The following is a 20,356-nucleotide window of genomic DNA, read 5'->3' as shown; positions in this document are numbered from 1 at the left end:
CGGAAGCGGGGTGACGACATGGCAGCCTGGCAGTTCTGGGTCGACCGGGGCGGCACCTTCACCGACATCGTCGCGCGGCGCCCCGACGGCCGTCTGGTCACCCACAAGCTGCTGTCCGACAACCCGGCGCGGTACGCCGACGCGGCCGTCGCCGGGGTCCGCGCACTCCTCGCCGACTCCCCGGACCCCGTCGAGTCCGTCCGCATGGGCACCACCGTGGCCACCAACGCCCTGCTGGAACGCAAGGGCGAGCGGACCGTCCTCGTCGTCACCCGGGGCTTCCGCGACGCCCTGCGCATCGCCTACCAGAACCGCCCGCACATCTTCGCCCGCCGCATCGACCTGCCGGAACTGCTCCACGAACGGGTCCTCGAGGTCGACGAACGCATCGCGGCGGACGGCACCGTACTGCGCGCGCCCGACCTGGACGCCCTCGCCGGGCCCCTCCAGCAGGCGTACGACGACGGGATCCGCGCCGTCGCCGTCGTCTGCCTGCACAGCCATCTGCACCCCGCCCACGAGCGGGCCGTCGGCGAGCTGGCCACGCGCATCGGCTTCCCGCAGATCTCGCTGTCCAGCGAGGTCAGCCCGCTGATGAGACTTGTCCCGCGCGGGGACACCGCCGTCGTCGACGCCTACCTGTCGCCCGTGCTGCGCCGCTACGTCCAGCACGTCGCCGAGGAACTGCGGCACGTCCGGCTGATGTTCATGCAGTCCAACGGCGGCCTCGCCGAGGCCGGGCAGTTCCGGGGCAAGGACGCCGTCCTGTCCGGGCCCGCGGGGGGCATCGTCGGCATGGCCCGCATGTCCCGGCTCGCCGGCTTCGAACGGGTCATCGGCTTCGACATGGGCGGCACTTCCACCGACGTCTCCCACTACGCGGGTGTGTACGAACGCGTCTTCACCGCGCAGATCGCGGGCGTCCGGCTGCGGGCCCCCATGCTGGACATCCACACCGTGGCCGCCGGCGGCGGCTCCGTACTCCACTTCGACGGCTCCCGCTACCGGGTGGGCCCGGACTCGGCGGGGGCCGACCCGGGACCCGCCTGCTACCGCGGCGGCGGCCCGCTCGCCGTCACCGACGCCAACGTCATGCTCGGCCGCATCCAGCCGGAGCACTTCCCCAAGGTCTTCGGACCCGACGGCGACCAGCCCCTCGACCGGGAGCTCGTCCGCGACCGGTTCACCGCCCTCACCCACGAGATCCGCGAGCAGACCGGCGACGACCGCACCCCGGAGCAGGTCGCCGAGGGCTACCTCCGGATCGCCGTCGCCAACATCGCCAACGCGGTCAAGCGGATCTCCGTGCAGAAGGGGCACGACGTCACCCGCTACGCCCTCACCACCTTCGGTGGTGCGGGCGGGCAGCACGCCTGCATGGTCGCCGACTCGCTCGGCATCCGCACCGTCCTCGTCCCGCCCATGGCGGGCGTCCTGTCCGCGCTCGGCATGGGCCTCGCCGACACCACCGCCATGCGTGAGCAGTCGGTCGAGGCACACCTGGAGCCCGCCGCGATGCCGGGCGTCCTGAAGACCGCCGACGACCTGGAGGGCGCGGCCCGCGCCGAACTGCTGGCCGAGGACATCCCCGAGGAGCACATCCGAGTCACCCGGCGCGCCCAGCTGCGCTACGACGGCACCGACACCACCCTCACCGTCGAGCTCACCGAGCCCGACACCATGAGGCACGCCTTCGAAGAACGTCATCGCGCCACGTACTCCTTCACGCTCGACCGCCCGATCGTCGTCGAAGCCCTCTCCGTGGAAGCCACCGGCATCACCGAACCCCCCGATCTGTCCGCCCTCGCCCCCTACCGACCTGCCCGCGCCGTCCGCCCCGCGGGCGCGGAGACCGTCCGTCTCCACACCGGCGGCGCCTGGCGCGACGTACCCCTGCACCGCCGGGAGGACCTGGCCCCCGGTGTCACCGTCACCGGCCCGGCGATCATCACCGAGGCCAGTGCGACGACCGTCGTCGACGACGGCTGGCAGGCCGTGGCCACCGACGACGGGCATCTGGTCATGGAACGCACGGCGGTTACGCAGAGTTCCGATCTCGGTACGGAAGCCGACCCGGTCATGCTCGAGGTCTTCAACAACCTCTTCATGTCCATCGCCGAACAGATGGGCGCCCGGCTCCAGTCCACGGCCCAGTCCGTCAACATCAAGGAGCGCCTCGACTTCTCCTGCGCCCTGTTCGACCCGGACGGAAACCTGGTGGCCAACGCCCCGCACATCCCCGTCCACCTGGGCTCGATGGGCACCAGTGTCAAGGAGGTCATCCACCGCCGCGGCCCCCGGATGCGGCCGGGGGACACCTACGCGGTCAACGACCCCTACCACGGCGGCACCCACCTGCCGGACGTCACCGTCATCACCCCGGTCTTCGACACCTCGCACACGCACGGTGACCGGATCCTCTTCTACGTCGCCTCCCGCGGCCACCACGCCGAGATCGGCGGCATCGCGCCGGGCTCCATGCCCGCGAACAGCCGCACCATCGACGAGGAGGGCGTGCTCTTCGACAACTGGCTGCTCGCGAAGGGTGGCCGGCTGCGCGAGGAGGAGACCCACGGGCTGCTGACCGCGGGGCCATACCCCTCCCGCAACCCGGACACCAACCTCGCCGACCTGCGCGCCCAGATCGCGGCCAACCAGAAGGGCGTCGACGAAGTCGCCCGCATGATCGAGGAGTTCGGACTCGACGTCGTCCAGGCCTACATGCGGCACGTCCAGGACAACGCCGAGGAGGCCGTCCGCCGGGTCATCGACGCCCTCGACGACGGCGAGTACGCGTACGAGACCGACTCGGGCGCGGTCATCCGGGTCCGCGTCCGAGTGGACCGCGCGCACCGGTCGGCGGCGATCGACTTCACCGGCACCTCACCGCAACTGGACACCAACTTCAACGCGCCGCTCTCCGTCGTCGACGCGGCCGTCCTGTACGTCTTCCGCACCCTGGTCGCCGACGACATCCCGCTCAACGACGGCTGTCTGCGGCCCCTGAAGATCGTCGTACCGCCCGGCTCGATGCTCAGCCCCGAACCGCCTGCCGCCGTCGTGGCGGGCAACGTGGAGACCTCCCAGGCCATCACCGGAGCGCTGTACGCCGCGCTCGGTGTCCAGGCGGAGGGCTCCGGGACGATGAACAACGTCACCTTCGGCAACGAACGCCACCAGTACTACGAGACCGTCGCCTCGGGCTCCGGGGCGGGCGACGGCTTCCCCGGCGCGAGCGTCGTCCAGACCCACATGACCAACTCCCGGCTCACCGATCCCGAAGTCCTCGAATGGCGGCTGCCGGTGCGCCTGGAGGAGTTCTCGGTCCGGCGCGGCAGCGGCGGCGCCGGCCGCTGGCGCGGCGGGGACGGCGCGGTACGCCGCATCCGGTTCCTTCAGGCCATGACCGTCTCCACGCTGTCCCAGCACCGAAGGATTCCGCCGTACGGCATGGCGGGCGGCGAGCCCGGCACACGGGGCGCGAGCCGGGTGGAGCGCGCGGACGGCACCGTCGTCGAACTCGGCGGCAGTGACTCGGCGGACGTCGCCCCCGGCGACGTACTCGTCATCGAAACCCCCGGCGGCGGGGGCTACGGCCCGCCGCCCGACCCCCGTCAAGCAGGAGAAGAAGTCGATGATCTTCGGGCGTTCTGAGCGCGGCAAGCCCCCGGTGGAGCCCGTCACGCTCAAGATCCTGGTGGCCGGTGGTTTCGGCGTGGGCAAGACGACCCTCGTCGGCGCGGTCAGCGAGATCAGGCCGCTGCGCACCGAGGAACTGCTCACCGAGGCGGGCCGCCCGGTCGACGACGTCAGCGGTGTGGAGGCGAAGCACACCACCACCGTGGCCATGGACTTCGGCCGGATCACGCTCCGCGAGGACCTGGTGCTCTACCTCTTCGGGACGCCCGGACAGGAGCGCTTCTGGTTCATGTGGGACGAGATGTCCGAGGGCGCGCTCGGCGCGGTGGTGCTGGCCGACACCCGCCGCCTGGAGGACTGCTTCGCCGCCGTCGACTACTTCGAACGGCGCTCCATCCCCTTCCTGGTCGGCGTCAACTGCTTCGACGGAGCCCCCCGCTACGCGGTCGAGGCCGTCCGCGGGGCCCTCGACCTCGACGACGACGTCCCGGTGCTGCTGTGCGACGCCCGCGACCGGGAGTCGGTCAAGGCGGTCCTCATCGGGGTCGTCCGGCACGCGATGGCGCTTGCCGCGGAGCGCCGCCAGGCCGTCACCACCTGACGCCGCCACCGGGCGGACGCCGCACGGCCCGTACCCCCGCCGACCGGGGTACGGGCCGCGATCCATGGGCACGCGCGCGTGCGTCACGACGGTTCAACCGCGGGTCAGCCCTCTCCGTCCTCGAGCCATCCGAAGCTCTTCTCCACTGCCTTGCGCCAGTTGTGGTACTCGCGGTCGCGGACCGAGGCCTCCATGGACGGAGTCCACTCGGCGTCCATCTGCCAGTGGGACTTGAGTTCGTCGAGGTCGTTCCAGACGCCCGTCGCGAGCCCGGCCGCGTAGGCGGCGCCCAGACAGGTGGTCTCCGAGACCCTGGGCCGGATCACCGGGACGCCGAGAACGTCCGCCTGGTGCTGCATCAGCAGGTTGTTCTTGGTCATGCCGCCGTCGACCTTCAAGGTGGTGAGCTTCACCCCGGAGTCCTGGTACATGGCGTCCACGACCTCGCGCGTCTGCCAGCTGGTGGCCTCCAGCACCGCCCGCGCAAGGTGCGCCTTGGTCACGTACCGGGTCAGGCCGGTGACCACCCCGCGCGCGTCCGAACGCCAGTACGGCGCGAACAGGCCGGAGAACGCGGGCACGATGTACGCCCCGCCGTTGTCCGCCACGCTTGCCGCGAGGGGCTCGATCTCGTCCGCGGTGCGGATGATGCCGAGCTGGTCGCGGAACCACTGCACCAGCGCGCCGGTGATCGCGATGGCCCCCTCCAGGCAGTAGACCGGCGGCTCGTCGCCGATCTTGTAGCCCATGGTGGTGAGCAGACCGCTCTTGGACGGCACGGGCCGGTTCCCGGTGTTCAGCAGCAGGAAGCTGCCGGTGCCGTAGGTGTTCTTGGCGTCCCCCACGTCGTAGCAGGCCTGGCCGAACACGGCCGCCTGCTGGTCCCCCAGGGCCGATGCCACCGGTACGCCCCCCAGCTGGCCGACGGCGGTCCCGTACACCTCGGAGGAGGACCTGATCTCGGGCAGGATCGCCACGGGCACGTTCATGGCGGACAGGATGGACTCGTCCCACTGGAGGGTCTCCAGGTTCATGAGCATGGTGCGGCCGGCGTTGGTGACGTCGGTGACGTGCCGGCCGCCGTCCGTGCCGCCGGTGAGGTTCCAGATGAGCCAGGAGTCGATGGTGCCGAAGGCGAGTTCGCCACGCTCGGCCCGGTCGCGCAGACCGGCCACGTTGTCGAGCAGCCAGGCCGCCTTCGGCCCCGAGAAGTAGCTGGCGAGCGGTAGCCCGGTCTGCTCGCGGAATCGATCCTGTCCGATGGAGCCGCCGAGCTGGTTGCACAGGGCCGCGGTGCGGGTGTCCTGCCAGACGATCGCGTTGTGCACGGGCTTGCCGGTGGCGCGGTCCCACAGCACGGTCGTCTCGCGCTGATTGGTGATGCCCAGCGCGCTGAGCTGGTCGGCGCGAAGCCCGGCCTTGGCGACCGCGCCCGCGACCACCGCCTGCACCTTCGACCAGATCTCGGTGGCGTCGTGCTCCACCCAGCCCGGCTTGGGGAAGATCTGGCGGTGTTCGCGCTGGTCGACGGCGACGACGGCCCCGCTGTGGTCGAAGATGATGCAGCGGCTGGAGGTGGTGCCCTGGTCGATTGCGGCCACGTACTTCTCGGCGTTGTCCGTCATGGCTACCCCTTGGTGGCGAGGGTCGGAATGCTGCGGTGTGGTCGACGCCCGCGGGCGTACCTCCGATCGACGGAAGCGGTGCGCGGAGGCGGGAGATCGGAGAGGTTTCAACCTTTCCGCCCTCGCTCGTATCAGTTTGTCCCAGTAGTGCGGCGGACTGCGCGAGATGGCCGACAAGGTGCGTGACGTGCGTGCCGTGGCAGCCGGATCGCCCGTGGAGGAGGCCGGGGGCGTGCGGGCCGTGCATCGGGAACCGACCAGGACGCGCCGGAGACGCGCGGGGACGACGACTGGCACGGAAAGTGTTCACCCGTGCACAAGGAGCGTCAAGGCGCCCGACGGCGACAGTGACAGCGGGCGCGCCCGGGTCGCTGCCGGGCCAGGCGGCGTCCTCCTCGGAAACACGCACGCGGCGGTTGCGGACCCTTCCGGCCCCCCGTCCGCGCGCCTCAGCCCGCCCGGGTGGCCGCCACCGCCGACCCGCGGCGGACCTCGTGGCCGGGCCGGCCCGCCCGGCCCAGGACCCAGCTCGGTCCCTGGAGTGCCTTCGCGGCCTTCTTCAACGGCGCCAGGCAGGCCGCCGCCTGCCGGTGGTCGGTCACGCTGCCCGCCGCACAGACGACCGTGGCCAGCGACAACGTGACCGGAAAACCGGCCGCCGACCAGGAGACGTCCAGCACGGAGGCGAACAAGGAATCCAGTCCCTCCGGTTCCGCCAGCACCAGGAAGTCGTCCCCGCCGATGTGCCCCACGCGCGCGTGCCCGCTCGCCGCACCCTGCAGCGCCCGCCCCACCGAACGGATGAGCTCGTCGCCCGCCGCGAACCCGGCACCGTCGTTGACCTGCTTGAAGTGGTCGATGTCCAGCCAGCTCAGCGCGAACGGCCGCCCTCCGGAAATCCGCCGGTCCACCTCACCGGTGATCGCGTCCGAGCCGGGCAGCCGGGTCAGTGGATTGAGCCGCGCCGCCTCCTCCACCCGGGACTCCGCCAGTGCCCGGACCAGGTCCGCCAGCCGGACGACGCCCACGCACCGCCCGCGCCGGTCGACGACCGCGACGTCGTCCGACGTGCGGTCGCGGCCGCCGACCGCGACGACGTCCAGAACCTGCCAGGCGGTGGCGTCGACGCCGACCGTGCGCGGCGGGTCGCCCAGTCTGGCGGCCGGCCGGTCGGCGTACAGGGCGTGGCCGTAGCGCCCCGACATCATCAGCAGGAAGCGGGACCGGTGCACCGACCGCAGCGGCGTTCCGTGCGCGTCCACGAGGAGCACGCCGGACACGTCGGGCGACCCGGTCAGCAGCGCCTGGACCTGGCCGGCGGAGGCGTCGGCGGGCAGCATCGCGGCGGGCCGCAGGAACTCCCGCACCGAGGGCCCGGAGCGCGGAGCCGGCAGGGCCTCGGGGGAGCGCGGCGGAACGTACACGTCCGCGACGGGCAGCCGGGCCGGCGGCGCGAACAGCTCGCCCTGCGCCAGTTGGGCGCCGGCCGACAGCGCGAGCGCGCACTGGCGTTCGGTCTCCACGCCCTCGACGGCCAGCAGTGCCCCCAGCTGCTCGCACAGCGTCCGCATCGCCCGAACCGCCGCGGGCCGCGCCAGCAGTGAGGCGTCGAGCTTCAGCAGGTCGGGGGCGAGGTCGGTGAGCAGTCGCAGGGGCACGTCCCCATCGCCGACGCCGTCCGCGGCGATCCGGAAACCCTCGGCGCGCAGGACGGCGATCGCCTCCAGCAGCGCCCGCTGCGGTACGTGCGTGTACGGCGGCACGACATCGACCGTGACCTCCCACGGCAGCCGCCCCGCCCCGCGCACGGCGTCGTGCAGCGGGCCGAGGCCCCCGAGGTCGGCGAGGGTGCCGGCGAACACGTTGAGATGGAGGGGGAGCAGCGTCTCCGTACGGGTCGCCGCGCGGAGCGCCGACACCGCCAGACGGCCGTCGAGCTCGGGGTCGCGGCGGGCGTCGGCCAGGACGTCGCCGCTCTCCGGCCGGGCCAGGACCTCCAGAGCCGTGATCCCACCGGTGGTCAGATTGACCACGGGCTGGAAGGCGAAGCGGAGAGTATCCGTCCAGGAATGCACGGGAGCATGATGGCGCCGCCCGCGCACCCCCAGGCCGAGTTCATGAGACGTTAACGCAGGATTCCAGAGCAATCACAGCGCGTATGCGAAAGGGCTTTCGGTCCCTTGTGGAGCGCGTACGTCCGCATCCGCGCCCTACCGGAAGCGCGCACGACCGCACTCGCGCGCCGCCCGAACGGTGCGCAAACGCTTCCCACGGCGGACCTCGTCCCGATAGATGTAGGAGACATGACACGTCTGTCCCGTGCCCTCCGCGGTGTGATCACCGCAGTGGCCGCCCTGCTGACCGTGACCGCCGCCTCCGCCACCGCCCGGGCCACCCCGGCCGATCCCAGGGCGCCGAAGGACTTCGTGGCCCTGAGCGCCGTGGATCCCACGATCATCCAGGAGATGCGCTACTTCACGCCTCACAACTTCGTCGGCGAGCGCGTCGACGGCTACGAGCAGCCGATGTGCATCCTCACCCGGCCCGCCGCCGAGGGCCTGCACAAGGCCCAGAAGGAACTGCTGCGCAAGGGCTACAGCCTGAAGGTCTACGACTGCTACCGGCCGCAACGCGCAGTGGACCACTTCGTCCGCTGGGCCAAGGACCTCGACGACCAGGCCATGAAGGCGGAGTTCTATCCGCGCGTCGACAAGACCCGGCTGTTCGACGACGGCTACATCGCGGCGAAATCCGGCCACAGTCGCGGCTCCACGATGGACCTCACCATCGTCCGGCTCCCGGCCCGGCCGACCCACCCCTACGTCCCCGGCCAGCCCCTCGTGCCCTGCTACGCGCCCAAGGACCAGCGCTTTCCGGACAACTCCCTCGACATGGGGACCGGATTCGACTGCTTCGACACCCTCGCGCACACGCTCGACCCCAGGATCCAGGGACAACAGCGTGCCAACAGGCTGCTGCTCAAGAGCACCCTGGAGAACCTCGGATTCGTGAACCTCGCCGAGGAATGGTGGCACTACACCTACCGGCCCGAGCCCTACCCGGACACCTACTTCGACTTCCCGGTCTCCCGGAAGTCCCTCACTCCGGGGCGCTGAGCGACTGCCCGAACATCTGACAGGAGACGCCCCTCCTCTGATCGGATACAGTCCGCGCGTGTCCGAAAATCAGCACCTGACTGTCAACTCCGTACCGGACTCCCACTGTTCGAGCTGCGGAGCGCCCTATGGGGAGGGCATCTCCGGCTGGCCCCGCACCTGCCGGGCCTGCGGGACCGTGGCCTACCGCAACCCGCTGCCGGTCGCGGTGGCCCTCCAGCCCGTGTACGACACCAAGGGCACCGCCCTGGTCGTGATCACCCGCACCGTGACCCCCGCGCGCGGGGGCACGGCTCTGCCCGGTGGCTACATCGACGACCGAGAGGACTGGCGGCACGCCGTCGTCCGCGAGCTCAAGGAGGAGACGGGCATCGACGCCGCCGCCCGGGACGTGCGGCTCGCCGATGCCATGAGCTCGCCCGACGGCCATCTGCTCCTCTTCGGGCTGCTCCCGGAACGTCCGGCCGAGGGTCTGCCACAGTCCGCCGCCACCGACGAGACGGAGGGATGGCACCTGCTGCGCAGGCCCGAGGAGCTGGCCTTCCCGCTGCACACGCTGGCCGTCCGCGCCTGGTTCGAGGGCCGGTACGTCTGAGCTGTGCGCTCAGTGCTCGCCGAGCCCCCGGACGCGGAGCGGGTGGGACGGGGCACCCAACCCCTCCTCCCGCTCGCGCTCCACGACCACCCGCCGGCCGTGCAGGCGGACCACGTAGCGCTCGATCTCCGGCTCGTCCCACCCGTCGCCCGCGTCCGGCACCACCAGCCCGCCCCCCGTGCGGCCAGGGGCGGGCGCCCACACCTCCAGCTCCAGCCCGCCCTGCTCGCCCCGCACGGGGATCACGGATCCCGCGCGCGCGAGTACGGGAATCCGCTCCAAGGGGGCGTCGACCAGCACCTGCCCCGGCCCCTCGTACGCCCGCCCCGTGGCCGTGTCGTACCAGCGGCCCGGTGGCAGCCGCACCGCCCGCCGCTCCGTGCCCGGCCGGAGCACCGGTGCCACCAGCAGGCTGTCGCCGAGCAGGAAGGCGTCCTCGCAGTCGCGCAGGGCGCGGTCCTCCGGCGCGCCCCACCACACCGGCCGCACATAGGGCGCCCCGGTGCGCCGTGCCAGATGCGCCAGCGTCACGAAGTACGGCAGCAGACGCCGGCGCTCGACGAGCGCCACGCGCGCGTGCTCGAGCACCTCCGGCCCGAACTCCCACGGCTCCCTCCGGCCCGCCCGCAGGCTCGCGTGCGTCCGGAACAGCGGCAGCCAGGCGCCCAGCTGGAACCAGCGCAGATACAGCTCGGGCGAGGGACTGCCGTCGAACCCGCCCACGTCCGGCCCCGAGTAGGGCACCCCGCACAGCCCGAGGCCCACCACCAGCGACAACGACGCCTTCAGCCCCGGCCAGCTCGTGGCCACGTCCCCCGACCAGGTGCCGCCGTAGCGTTGCAGGCCGGCCCACCCCGAGCGGGAGAAGACGTACGGCCGCTCGCCGGGTACCAGCTCGCGCAGCCCCTCGTACCCGGCCCGGGCCATGCAGAGGCCGTACACGTTGTGCGCCTCGCGGTGGTCGCCGCCCCGGCCCTCCAGGGCGTGCCGGGCCGACCGGGGCAGCGTCGTCTCACCGAAGGCGGCGAAGGAGGTCGGCTCGTTCATGTCGTGCCAGAAGCCCGCGAACCCCTCGGCCAGCCGCTCCTCGTACAGCCGGCCCCACCACTGCCGCACGCGCGCGTGCGTGAAGTCCGGGAAGACCGTCTCCCCGGGCCACGCCACGCCCCGTACGACCTTGCCCGAGGCGTCCCGTACGAAGGCGTCCTCGGCCGTGCCGGTGTCGTACACGGCGTTGCCCGGAGTGGCCCGCACGGCAGGGTCGACGATCGACACCAGCCTGATCCCGTCCCGGCGCAGCTCCTCCGCCAGCACCGGCAGCTTCGGGAAGCGGTCCTGGTCGACGGTGAACACCTGGTGCGCGTCGAAGTGGTCGATGTCCAGGTGCACGGCGTCCAGGGGCAGGCCGTGCTCGTGGTAGCCCGCGACGATCCGCCGCACCTCCTCCTCGGTGCCGAAACCCCACCGTGCGTGATGGTGGCCCAGAGCCCACGCGGGCGGCAGCGCCGCCGCCCCTGTCAGCGACGCCCAGGCGTGCACCACGCGCGCGGGAGTACCGACGATCACCCAGCAGCGCAGCGGGCCGCCGTCCATCCGCAGTTCGCTCACCCCGGCCCGGTCGTGGCCCGAGCCGGCACCCTCCTCACCCTCCCGCAGGACGACCGTGCCGTCCCAGGTGTTGTCGTGGAACGCCAGATGCGTGCCCGCGTCGGCCACCACCCACTGGACCGGCATGGTGATGTACAGCGGGTCGTCACCGGGTCCGAACGAGTGACCGGGATCGGTGTTCCACAGCCGATAGGTGCCGTCACGCAACCGAGGCCCGGACGCCCGCCCGCCCAGGCCGAAGAACCGCGCGTCGGCCGCCACCTCCGACCGCTGGAGCCAGCGCGCCGGACCCCCGCCGACCGGCTCCCACCAACGGGGCGGCAGATCCCGCCGCAGAGGCACGCCCCCGGGAGTGCGCACCTCGATCGCGCCCTGCCGCGAGACCGCGACGGTGACCCGCTCGGCCACCACCCGCCAGCCGCCCTCCTTGTCCGGCTCCAGCACCGCGCGGGGGTCCGGCTCGGGGCAGCGGCCGGCCAGCGCGTGCGACGGCTCGGGGCCATCCCCGTCCCAGCCCCAGAAGACGGCACCGTTCACCGCGACCAGGATCCGCAGCTCCGACCGGCTGAACCGCACGATCCCGCCCCCGGGCCCGGGCGCCGCGTCCCGCACCACGCCCGGCGTCCGTGCGCGCTCGGGCCCCCGTGGCGGCAGGGCCCTGGCGTCGGCACGCCGCCTGCGCCAGGCGGCCCGTACGGTGCGCAGGCCCTGGGCCCCGCCCGCAGAGCCGACCGCTTTCACCGAACGCACCAGGTCACGACCGTCCATGCTGCTCACCCTGCCATCGACAGCGCTCCGCGCGCGTGTCGTTCAACTGCCGTTCACCCAGGCCCGGACCACATCGTCACGACACGGACTATGTGGGGCGCACCCTGGTGCAGAAGTCGATCACATGGCATCGTCCGTGTCAGCCGCGTCACGCGCACACCCCAGCACGTGCGCGGACCGACGCACACGACGCGCACAGTCCGGGAGCCGCCCCATGTCGACCGCGAACCCCCTGCCGCTCTGGCAGCCCGATCCGCAGCGCATCGCCCAGGCACGGATCACGAAGTTCCAGGCCTGGGCGGCCGAGCACCACGGAGCGCCCGCCGAGGGCGGCTACGCGGCCCTGCACCGTTGGTCCGTCGACGACCTGGACACCTTCTGGAAGGCCGTCACGGAATGGTTCGACGTACGCTTCTCCACCCCCTACGCGCGCGTGCTGGGCGACCGCACCATGCCCGGGGCGCAATGGTTCCCCGGAGCCACCCTGAACTACGCCGAGCACGCCCTGCGCGCCGCTGACACCCGCGCACACGAGCCGGCCCTCCTGTACGTCGACGAGACCCACGAACCGAGCCCGCTGACCTGGTCCGAGCTGCGCCGCCAGGTGGGCTCCCTGGCCGGCGAACTGCGCGCCCTCGGCGTACGCCCCGGAGACCGTGTCAGCGGCTACCTGCCGAACATCCCCCAGGCGGTCGTCGCCCTCCTCGCCACAGCCGCCGTGGGCGCCGTGTGGACCTCCTGCGCCCCCGACTTCGGCGCCCGCAGCGTCCTGGACCGCTTCCAGCAGGTCGAACCGGTCGTGCTGTTCACCGTCGACGGCTACCGCTACGGCGGCAAGGAGCACGACCGCCGCGACGTCGTCGCCGAACTGCGCCGCGAACTGCCCACTCTGCGCGCCGTCGTCCACATCCCCCTGCTCGGCACCGCGGCCCCCGAGGGCGCCCTGGAGTGGTCGGCCCTGACCTCCGGCGACGTCGAGCCCGTCTTCGAACAGGTGCCCTTCGACCATCCGCTGTGGGTGCTGTACTCGTCCGGCACCACCGGTCTGCCCAAGGCCATCGTGCAGTCCCAGGGCGGCATCCTGGTCGAACACCTCAAGCAGCTCGGCCTGCACTGCGACCTCGGCCCCGAGGACCGCTTCTTCTGGTACACGTCGACCGGCTGGATGATGTGGAACTTCCTCGTCTCCGGCCTGCTGACCGGCACGACGATCGTCCTGTACGACGGCAGCCCCGGCCATCCCGACACCGGCGCCCAGTGGCGGGTCGCCGAGCGCACCGGAGCCACCCTGTTCGGCACCTCCGCCGCGTACGTGATGGCCTGCCGCAAGGCGCAGATCCATCCCTCCCGCGACCACGACCTGTCCAAGGTCCAGTGCGTGGCCACCACCGGCTCCCCGCTGCCGCCCGACGGGTTCCGCTGGCTGCACGACGAGTTCGCGGAGAGCGGGGCCGACCTGTGGATCGCCTCCGTCAGCGGCGGCACCGACGTGTGCTCCTGCTTCGCAGGAGCCGTCCCGACCCTCCCGGTCCACATCGGCGAGCTCCAGGCCCCCTGCCTGGGCACCGACCTGCAGTCCTGGGACCCGAGCGGCGAACCCCTGGTCGACGAGGTCGGCGAACTCGTCGTCACCAACCCCATGCCGTCGATGCCGATCCACTTCTGGAACGACCCCGACGGCAGCCGCTACCACGACAGCTACTTCGCGATGTACCCCGGCGTCTGGCGCCACGGCGACTGGATCACGCTCACCTCCCGCGGCTCGGTGATCATCCACGGCCGCTCCGACTCCACGCTCAACCGCCAGGGCGTACGCATGGGATCCGCCGACATCTACGAAGCCGTCGAACGGTTGCCCGAGATCAAGGAATCCCTCGTCATCGGCGTCGAACAGCCCGACGGCGGCTACTGGATGCCTCTGTTCGTGCATCTGGTGCCCGGAGCCGTCCTCGACGACGCGCTCCTGAACCGGATCAGGCAGACCATCCGCGAACAGCTCTCCCCGCGCCACATCCCCGACGAGGTCGTCGAGGTGCCCGGCATCCCGCACACCCTCACCGGCAAGCGCATCGAGGTACCGGTCAAGCGCCTCCTCCAGGGCACCCCGCTGGACAAGGCGGTCAACCCCGGGTCCATCGACGACATCGAGCTGCTGCGCTTCTACGAGGACCTGGCCCGCAAGCGCGCCTGACCACACCGCTCAGCCCCCGTAGGTGGCCTCGGACTCGCCGAGCACGGCGGCGAAGTCCGAGGCCAGCCGCGCCGCGTCGGCCGGTTCCAGCTCGGCGACGGAGATCCGCACCCCGGGCCCCGAGGACAGCCGGAACCGCGCGCCCGCGGCGACCCACCAGCCATAGGACCGCAACCCGTTCACCACGGCGGACTCGTCCGCCACCGGCACCCACACGTTCATGCCGCTCGCCCCGTGCGCCGGGATCCCCCTGAACGCCAGCTCCCCGAGGAGAGCGTCACGGCGCGCCGTGTACGCCGCGCGTGCCCGGGACACCAGCGCGCGCGTGCCCTCGTCCGTCATCAGCCCGTGGACCGTCTCCTGGAGCAGATGGCTGACCCAGCCGGACGTCAGCAGCAGCCGCCCGTCGTGACGGGCCAGGGTGGTGGCGTCGCAGGCCGCGGCGGCCCAGCGCAGATCGGCGCCCAGGAACTTGCTCACGGTGCGCACATGCACCCAGCGCGCCGGACCGTCGGCGGTGAGCGTCCGCAGGGGCGCGTCGGTGACCGCCGAGGCGTGGTCGTTCTCGACGACCAGCACGTCCGGGGCCTCGCGCAGTACGTCGACCAGCGCCTCGCGACGCTCCGGCGAGAAGCACCCGCCGTACGGGTTCTGGCCCCGCGGACTGCACACCACGGCCCGCGCGCCCGCCCGCAGCGCCCGCCGCAGGGCATCGGGACGCATCCCCTCGTCGTCCACCGCCACCGGGACGCTGCGCAGCCCCAGCGCCGTGACCAGGTCCAGCAGATGGTGGTAGCCGGGATCCTCCATCGCCACCGCGTCACCGGGCCGCAGCTCCACGGACAGCAGCCGTCCGACGAGATCCAGCGCACCGTGGGCGAACGTCACGTGCTCCACCGGCACCCCGTCGGGCCGCAGCCAATCGCGCACGACCTCCTCCAGCCGCGCCAGCCGGGGCGTCGAGCGGTGCGACCGGGCACCCGGAGCCAGGCGCGACGGCGGCACCAGGCCAGGGAGAAACGCGGGATCCGGATGCCCGCCAGCGAGGTCCCGCAACCCCGGGGGCACCTTCGGCGGGCGGCGCGAGGCCACCGCCGGGGCCGGCGCCACGACGGTCCCGCCGCGGCCCCGGGTGACGACGATGCCCCGCCCCCGCAGCTCCTTGTACGCGGTGGCGACCGTCCCTGGACTCACCCCCAGATCGTCGGCCAGCCGCCGCACCGGCGGCAGCGCCGTACCCGGAGCCAGGGCGCCCTCCGCCACGCCCCGCTCCACGGACGCGGCAATTCCCTTGGCCGTCGTACCACTGATCGCATATTGTGCTGCCACACAGATAATTATGTATCAGTACATAACTTAATGGCAAGGGGGAGCAGTGGGGGCCACCCGCCGCACAGGACGCGCAGGAGCAGGACGACAACGCATCCCCGGAGGACGGGACGGCCGCAGAATGCTCGCCGTCGCCCTCGTCGACCGCACCGGCAGCGGACTGTGGACATCCGTCTCCGTCCTGTACTTCACCTACGTCTCCGGCCTCTCCGTCGCCCAGGTCGGCACCCTCGCCGCCCTCGCCGGAGCCGTCGGCATCGCAGGCGCCCCCCTCGGCGGCCACCTCGCCGACCGCCTCCCCCTCACCCGCGTACTCATCGCCCTGCAACTCCTGCGCGCACTCGCCTCCCTCGCCCTCCTCACCAGCGACAACTACGCCCTGCTGGTCACCTTCTCCGCCGTGGGCAGCCTCGGCGACCGCGCCGCGAGCGTCCTCACCAAGCTCTACGCCACCCGCGTCGCCGGCCCCGACCGCGTCCGCTACCAGGCCCTCAACCGCACCCTGGCCAATGTCGGCTGGGCACTCGGCGGGCTCGGTGCCGCAGCCGCCCTCACCCTCGGCACCACCGCCGCCTACCGGTGGCTGCTCATCGGTGACGCGCTCTCCTTCGTCGCCGCCGCCCTTCTCACCGTGCGCTGCGCGGAACCCCCTTCCCCCTCCAGGACCGTCGCCGGCTCACACACCCCCGAGCCCGCCACCAAGCCCAACAGCCCCTGGCGGGACAGCACCTACCTCCGCTACGTCGCCACCGAAACCGTCCTCTTCCTCGACGACGCCGTCTTCAAGGTCGGCCTGCCCCTGTGGATCGCGCACACCGGCACCACACCCCACGGCCTCGCACCCCTGCTCATGGTCCTCAACAACGTGATGGTGGTCGTCCTCCAGGTCCCCCTGGCCCGCTTCGGCGCCACCACGGCAGCCGCCCGTGGCCTCCTGATCCCGCTCTCGGCCGCCTACGCCGCCGGCGGCACCGCCATGGCGCTGTCCGCGACCGCCGGCACCGTCGGCGCCACCCTGCTCCTGACCGCCGCAGCCGCCGCCTTCACCACGGCGGAAATGCTCCACGCCACCATCTCCTGGGAACTGTCCGTCGCACTCGCCCCCGCCCAGGCCCAGGGCACCTACCTGGGCGTGCACGGACTCGCACAGTCCGCACAGCGCAGCATCGGACCGCTCGCCGTCACCGCGGCCATCGCCGCGGGCCCCGCCGGATGGACGCTCTTCGGCGCCACCATCGCCCTGACCTGCGTCATCCAGCACCGCACGGTCCGTGACCGACTCGCCCGCCCCTCGTTGTCAGTGCCGCCGGTTACTGTGAGTGAGCAGTGATCGACCGTGCACACAGGGGGAGAACATGGCGCACACCGACCACCAGAGCATGCGACGCGTCCTGCGCCGCGAAATCGCCGGCACCATCGGCCTGCTCACCGACGAACACGACTTCCGCGCCATGCGGCGCTACCGCAGCTTCACCTTCGACGACCACACCACCTACCTCCAGCAGGTGGAAGCACTCCTGAAGACCCGGGCCGCCCAAGGCAGCCACACCGCGGTGGCCCTCTTCGACCCCGAGGAATACGCCGAATACTGCGCCGGCACCGGCCTCGACCCCGACGTCCCGGCCAGCCGCGCCCGCTTCACCGCCCAGATCGCCACCACCGGCCCGACCGTCCCCTACGACGGACGGCCCCTCACCGAACTCGTACCCACCCTCGTCGACGAGGCCGTCCGCCAGGTCACCTGGGAATACGCCTCCACACTCCTCGGCCGGCTCGGCCCCTGCACCACCTGCGGCGAGGACATCGGCCGCGCCGCCTTCGACCGAGCCGCCGGCCTCCTCGCCCGCATCCTCGAGACGGCACCGCCGGGAGAGCGGCACCTGGTGTGCAGCGTCACCGCCCCAGCCGAAACCCTCGTCGCCGCCCTCCACGCCGATGCCGACGACAGCGGCGCCACCCGGCTCGACGAGGCCGAGGCACTCGAGTTCACCACGGTCCTCGCCCTCGGCATGGCCGCCCGCAGTCCCGGTGGACTCGTCATGCGCACCACCCAGCCCGGCGCCCGCGACCGCGTCTACGGCTGGCGCCTGCGCGGCGACGGCCTGGCCCCCCTCACCGAGGGCGAGGTCTTCGACGCCTACTGCACCGACGCCGAATCCGGCGACCTGATCGGCCCGGAATCCGGCGTCGATTACTGCGTACCACCCGATCTCGGAGAGAACGGCCTCGGAGAGAAGGGACATAACCCCCGGCACCGCCACTGAACACGCGAAGGGGCGCCCCACCCACGTGGAGCGCCCCTCGACAGCCGGCCCGCTACGGGCCCGGCCCCTCACTCGCCGGACAGCACCACCTGCGCCGCGCTACGCGCCTCGTCGGCGCTGTCCGCGGCACGCGCGGCCGCCGCCGCCCGCTCGCACTGGGCCAGCGTGTGCTTGGCCAGCGACGCCCGGACATACGGAATCGACGCCGCACCCATGGACAAGGAGGTGACACCCAGACCCGTCAGCACACACGCGAGCAGCGGATCCGACGCGGCCTCACCACAGACACCACAGCTCTTGCCCTCGGCCTTCGCCGCCTCGGCGGCCAGCGCCACCAGGTCCAGCAGCGCGGGCTGCCACGGGTCCTGCAGCCGGGACACCGCGCCCACCTGACGGTCCGCGGCGAAGGTGTACTGAGCGAGGTCGTTGGTCCCCAGCGACAGGAACTCGACCTCCTGGAGCACCGAGCGGGCCCGCAGCGCCGCCGACGGGATCTCGACCATCGCACCGAACTTCGCCCGCAGCCCCGCCGCACGGCACGCGTCCGCGAACGCCTTGGCGTCGGCCCGGTCCGCGACCATGGGAGCCATGACCTCGAGATAGACCGGCAGCCCCTCGGCCGCCTTGGCCAGCGCCGTCAGCTGCGTACGCAGCACCTCCGGGTGGTCGAGCAGCGTCCGCAGACCCCGCACGCCCAGGGCGGGGTTCGGCTCGTCGGCCGGGGTCAGGAAGTCCAGCGGCTTGTCCGCGCCCGCGTCCAGCACCCGCACGACAACACGGCCTTCGGGGAAGGCCTCCAGGACCTGCCGGTAGGCCTCGATCTGCTTCTCCTCGGACGGCGCGTTCTTGTTGTCGTCCAGGAACAGGAACTCGGTCCGGAACAAGCCGACGCCCTCCGCACCGGCCTCGACCGCCGCCGGCACGTCGGCGGGACCGCCGATGTTGGCCAGCAGCGGCACCTTGTGACCGTCGGACGTGGCGCCCGGACCCACCGAGGCCGCCAGCGCGGCCTTGCGCTCCGCGGCCGCCGCCTCCAACTGCGCCTTCTTCTCGTCACTGGGGTTCACGAAGATCTCGCCGGTGCTGCCGTCCACCGCGATCAACGTGCCCTCGGACAGCTCCCCGGCACCGGGCAGCGCGACGACCGCGGGCACCCCGAGCGCACGCGCCAGAATCGCGCTGTGGCTCGTCGGCCCGCCCTCCTCGGTGACGAAGCCCAGCACCAGGCCCGGGTCCAGCAGCGCGGTGTCGGCGGGCGCCAGGTCACGGGCGACCAGGACGTACGGCTCGTCGCTGTCCGGAACACCCGGCATGGGAACGCCGAGCAGCCGCGCGACGATACGGTTCCGCACGTCGTCGAGGTCGGCCACGCGGCCCGCCAGGTACTCACCCGCACCGGCCAGCAGATCCCGGTAGGCGGCGAACGCGTCGTACACCGCGCGCTCCGCCGTACTGCCGACGGCGATGCGCCGGTCCACGTCCGCGATCAGCTCGGGGTCCTGCGCCATCATGGCCTGCGCCTCCAGCACGGCCTGGGCCTCACCCCCGGCCAGGTTGCCGCGCGCCATCAGATCGGCCGCCACCGCCTCCACGGCCTGGCGGGCGCGCCCCTGTTCGCGCTCCGCGTCCTCCGCCGGTATCTGCTTGGCCGGCGGCTCGAGCACCGCCGTCCCCATGTGCCGTACCTCGCCGATCGCCACTCCGTGGCTCACACCGACGCCTCGCAGCGTTGTCTCCATCTCACCGGTCTCCGGTTCGGGCGGCGGCTCCCGCCGCGGTGGTCGTTCTGTTCGCCGTCCTCGTCCTCGAGGACAGCAGGGGTGTCACTTCCAGGCGAAGAGGCTGTCGCCGGCCTTCACATCGCCGTTGTCGCGAAGATCGGAGAGGGAGTCGGCGGTGGCCTCCAGGGCCACGACCGGGCAGACCGGCGACTTTCCCTTGGCCTCGACGGCGGCGGGGTCCCAGCGCACCACGGCCTGGCCGCGTGTGACGGTGTCGCCCTTGTTCGCGAGCAGTTCGAAGCCCTCGCCGTTGAGCTGCACGGTGTCGATGCCGAGGTGGACGAGCACGCCGTGTCCCTGTTCGTCGACGACGACGAACGCGTGCGGGTGCAGCGAGACGATGACACCTGCCACCGGAGCCACCGCCTCGGAGGGCTCACGCACAGGGTCGATGGCGGTGCCCGGGCCGACCATGGCGCCGGAGAAGACCGGGTCCGGCACTGCGGCCAGTCCGATGGCGCGTCCGGCGAGCGGGGACGTCACGGTGGTCATGGGAAGCCTCCCAGGGGTGGAGATCGTATGTGCCGTCACTGCCTGTCCCGGACGGCGCACTGTGCAGCAGGGTATGTCACGGTAAGTACCGGATCCGGGCGAGAGCTTACGACAGCTCACGTTGGTGGTCTAGACCACCAAACGCGTCGATTTGCACCGGCTCTGCAGGCCGATGTAGAGTCGTACCCCTGTCCGGGGGAGAGAGTGACGCGGACCAAGCGTCCTTGCTCGGGCAGCACCCAACTTGTCAGATCCTATCTCTGGATCGCCTTCGGCATGTCCGCGGGGCGGTGGTCAGAGAGACCGGAAAAGCCTGATAGAGTGTGGATCACCGAAGGGAAGCGCCT

General features: G+C 72.1%; 13 protein-coding genes. 7 read left to right on the top strand and 6 right to left on the bottom strand.

Annotated elements, in window-relative coordinates:
- Positions 1 to 18 precede the first annotated feature (18 nt).
- Both R2S09_RS02780 and R2S09_RS02775 read left to right on the top strand, forming a co-directional pair.
- Entirely contained in the window at positions 19 to 3,654 is a 3,636-nt protein-coding gene (locus R2S09_RS02780; protein ID WP_316739630.1) for a hydantoinase B/oxoprolinase family protein, read from the top strand.
- Positions 3,635 to 4,240, top strand: coding sequence for an ATP/GTP-binding protein (locus tag R2S09_RS02775; RefSeq protein WP_306188380.1), 606 nt, complete (start codon positions 3,635 to 3,637; stop codon positions 4,238 to 4,240). Before R2S09_RS02780 ends, R2S09_RS02775 begins: the two co-directional genes overlap by 20 nt.
- 104 nt (positions 4,241 to 4,344) lie before the next feature.
- Here R2S09_RS02775 and glpK read toward each other — a convergent pair whose 3' ends face one another.
- Both glpK and R2S09_RS02765 read right to left on the bottom strand, forming a co-directional pair.
- Positions 4,345 to 5,865, bottom strand: coding sequence for a glycerol kinase GlpK (gene glpK / locus R2S09_RS02770; RefSeq protein WP_316739628.1), 1,521 nt, complete (start codon positions 5,863 to 5,865; stop codon positions 4,345 to 4,347).
- Positions 5,866 to 6,314: 449 nt separating this feature from the next.
- Complete coding sequence (locus tag R2S09_RS02765; RefSeq protein ID WP_316739627.1) at positions 6,315 to 7,940, bottom strand: GGDEF domain-containing protein; 1,626 nt, start codon at positions 7,938 to 7,940, stop codon at positions 6,315 to 6,317.
- Between the two features lie 228 nt (positions 7,941 to 8,168).
- On the opposite strand from R2S09_RS02765, the gene R2S09_RS02760 reads away from it, so the two are divergent.
- Both R2S09_RS02760 and R2S09_RS02755 read left to right on the top strand, forming a co-directional pair.
- The gene (locus tag R2S09_RS02760; RefSeq protein ID WP_306188374.1) at positions 8,169 to 8,981 is read left to right on the top strand and encodes a M15 family metallopeptidase; all 813 of its coding nucleotides are present in this window, start codon (positions 8,169 to 8,171) and stop codon (positions 8,979 to 8,981) included.
- Between the two features lie 58 nt (positions 8,982 to 9,039).
- Positions 9,040 to 9,576, top strand: coding sequence for an NUDIX domain-containing protein (locus R2S09_RS02755; RefSeq protein WP_306188372.1), 537 nt, complete (start codon positions 9,040 to 9,042; stop codon positions 9,574 to 9,576).
- 9 nt (positions 9,577 to 9,585) lie between these two features.
- Here R2S09_RS02755 and R2S09_RS02750 read toward each other — a convergent pair whose 3' ends face one another.
- Positions 9,586 to 11,952 carry a TIM-barrel domain-containing protein gene (locus tag R2S09_RS02750; RefSeq protein ID WP_316739624.1) on the bottom strand — a complete coding sequence of 789 codons (2,367 nt, stop codon included), beginning with the start codon at positions 11,950 to 11,952 and terminating at the stop codon, positions 9,586 to 9,588.
- Between the two features lie 214 nt (positions 11,953 to 12,166).
- Here R2S09_RS02750 and R2S09_RS02745 point away from each other — a divergent pair, with 214 nt between their 5' ends.
- Positions 12,167 to 14,143 carry an acetoacetate--CoA ligase gene (locus R2S09_RS02745; protein ID WP_316739623.1) on the top strand — a complete coding sequence of 659 codons (1,977 nt, stop codon included), beginning with the start codon at positions 12,167 to 12,169 and terminating at the stop codon, positions 14,141 to 14,143.
- A gap of 9 nt (positions 14,144 to 14,152) precedes the next feature.
- On the opposite strand, the gene R2S09_RS02740 is transcribed toward R2S09_RS02745, so the two are convergent.
- Positions 14,153 to 15,472 carry an aminotransferase class I/II-fold pyridoxal phosphate-dependent enzyme gene (locus tag R2S09_RS02740; protein ID WP_316739621.1) on the bottom strand — a complete coding sequence of 440 codons (1,320 nt, stop codon included), beginning with the start codon at positions 15,470 to 15,472 and terminating at the stop codon, positions 14,153 to 14,155.
- A 121-nt stretch (positions 15,473 to 15,593) separates the two neighbouring features.
- Here R2S09_RS02740 and R2S09_RS02735 point away from each other — a divergent pair, with 121 nt between their 5' ends.
- Positions 15,594 to 16,802 carry an MFS transporter gene (locus tag R2S09_RS02735; RefSeq protein WP_316739619.1) on the top strand — a complete coding sequence of 403 codons (1,209 nt, stop codon included), beginning with the start codon at positions 15,594 to 15,596 and terminating at the stop codon, positions 16,800 to 16,802.
- A 25-nt stretch (positions 16,803 to 16,827) separates the two neighbouring features.
- Positions 16,828 to 17,736 (top strand): hypothetical protein, encoded by a 909-nt coding sequence (locus R2S09_RS02730; protein WP_306188362.1) that lies wholly within the window; start codon positions 16,828 to 16,830, stop codon positions 17,734 to 17,736.
- A gap of 68 nt (positions 17,737 to 17,804) precedes the next feature.
- On the opposite strand, the gene ptsP is transcribed toward R2S09_RS02730, so the two are convergent.
- Together ptsP and R2S09_RS02720 are read right to left on the bottom strand one after the other, a co-directional pair.
- Positions 17,805 to 19,475, bottom strand: coding sequence for a phosphoenolpyruvate--protein phosphotransferase (gene ptsP, locus R2S09_RS02725; RefSeq protein WP_306188360.1), 1,671 nt, complete (start codon positions 19,473 to 19,475; stop codon positions 17,805 to 17,807).
- Between the two features lie 84 nt (positions 19,476 to 19,559).
- Positions 19,560 to 20,009, bottom strand: a complete 450-nt coding sequence (locus R2S09_RS02720) for a PTS glucose transporter subunit IIA (protein WP_306188358.1) — start codon at positions 20,007 to 20,009, stop codon at positions 19,560 to 19,562.
- Between the last annotated feature and the right edge of the window lie 347 nt (positions 20,010 to 20,356).

Source organism: Streptomyces sp. MK7 (assembly GCF_032658145.1).
GTDB classification, from domain to species: Bacteria; Actinomycetota; Actinomycetes; order Streptomycetales; family Streptomycetaceae; genus Streptomyces; species Streptomyces spiralis.
This window is presented reverse-complemented; position numbering and strand designations above follow the sequence as displayed.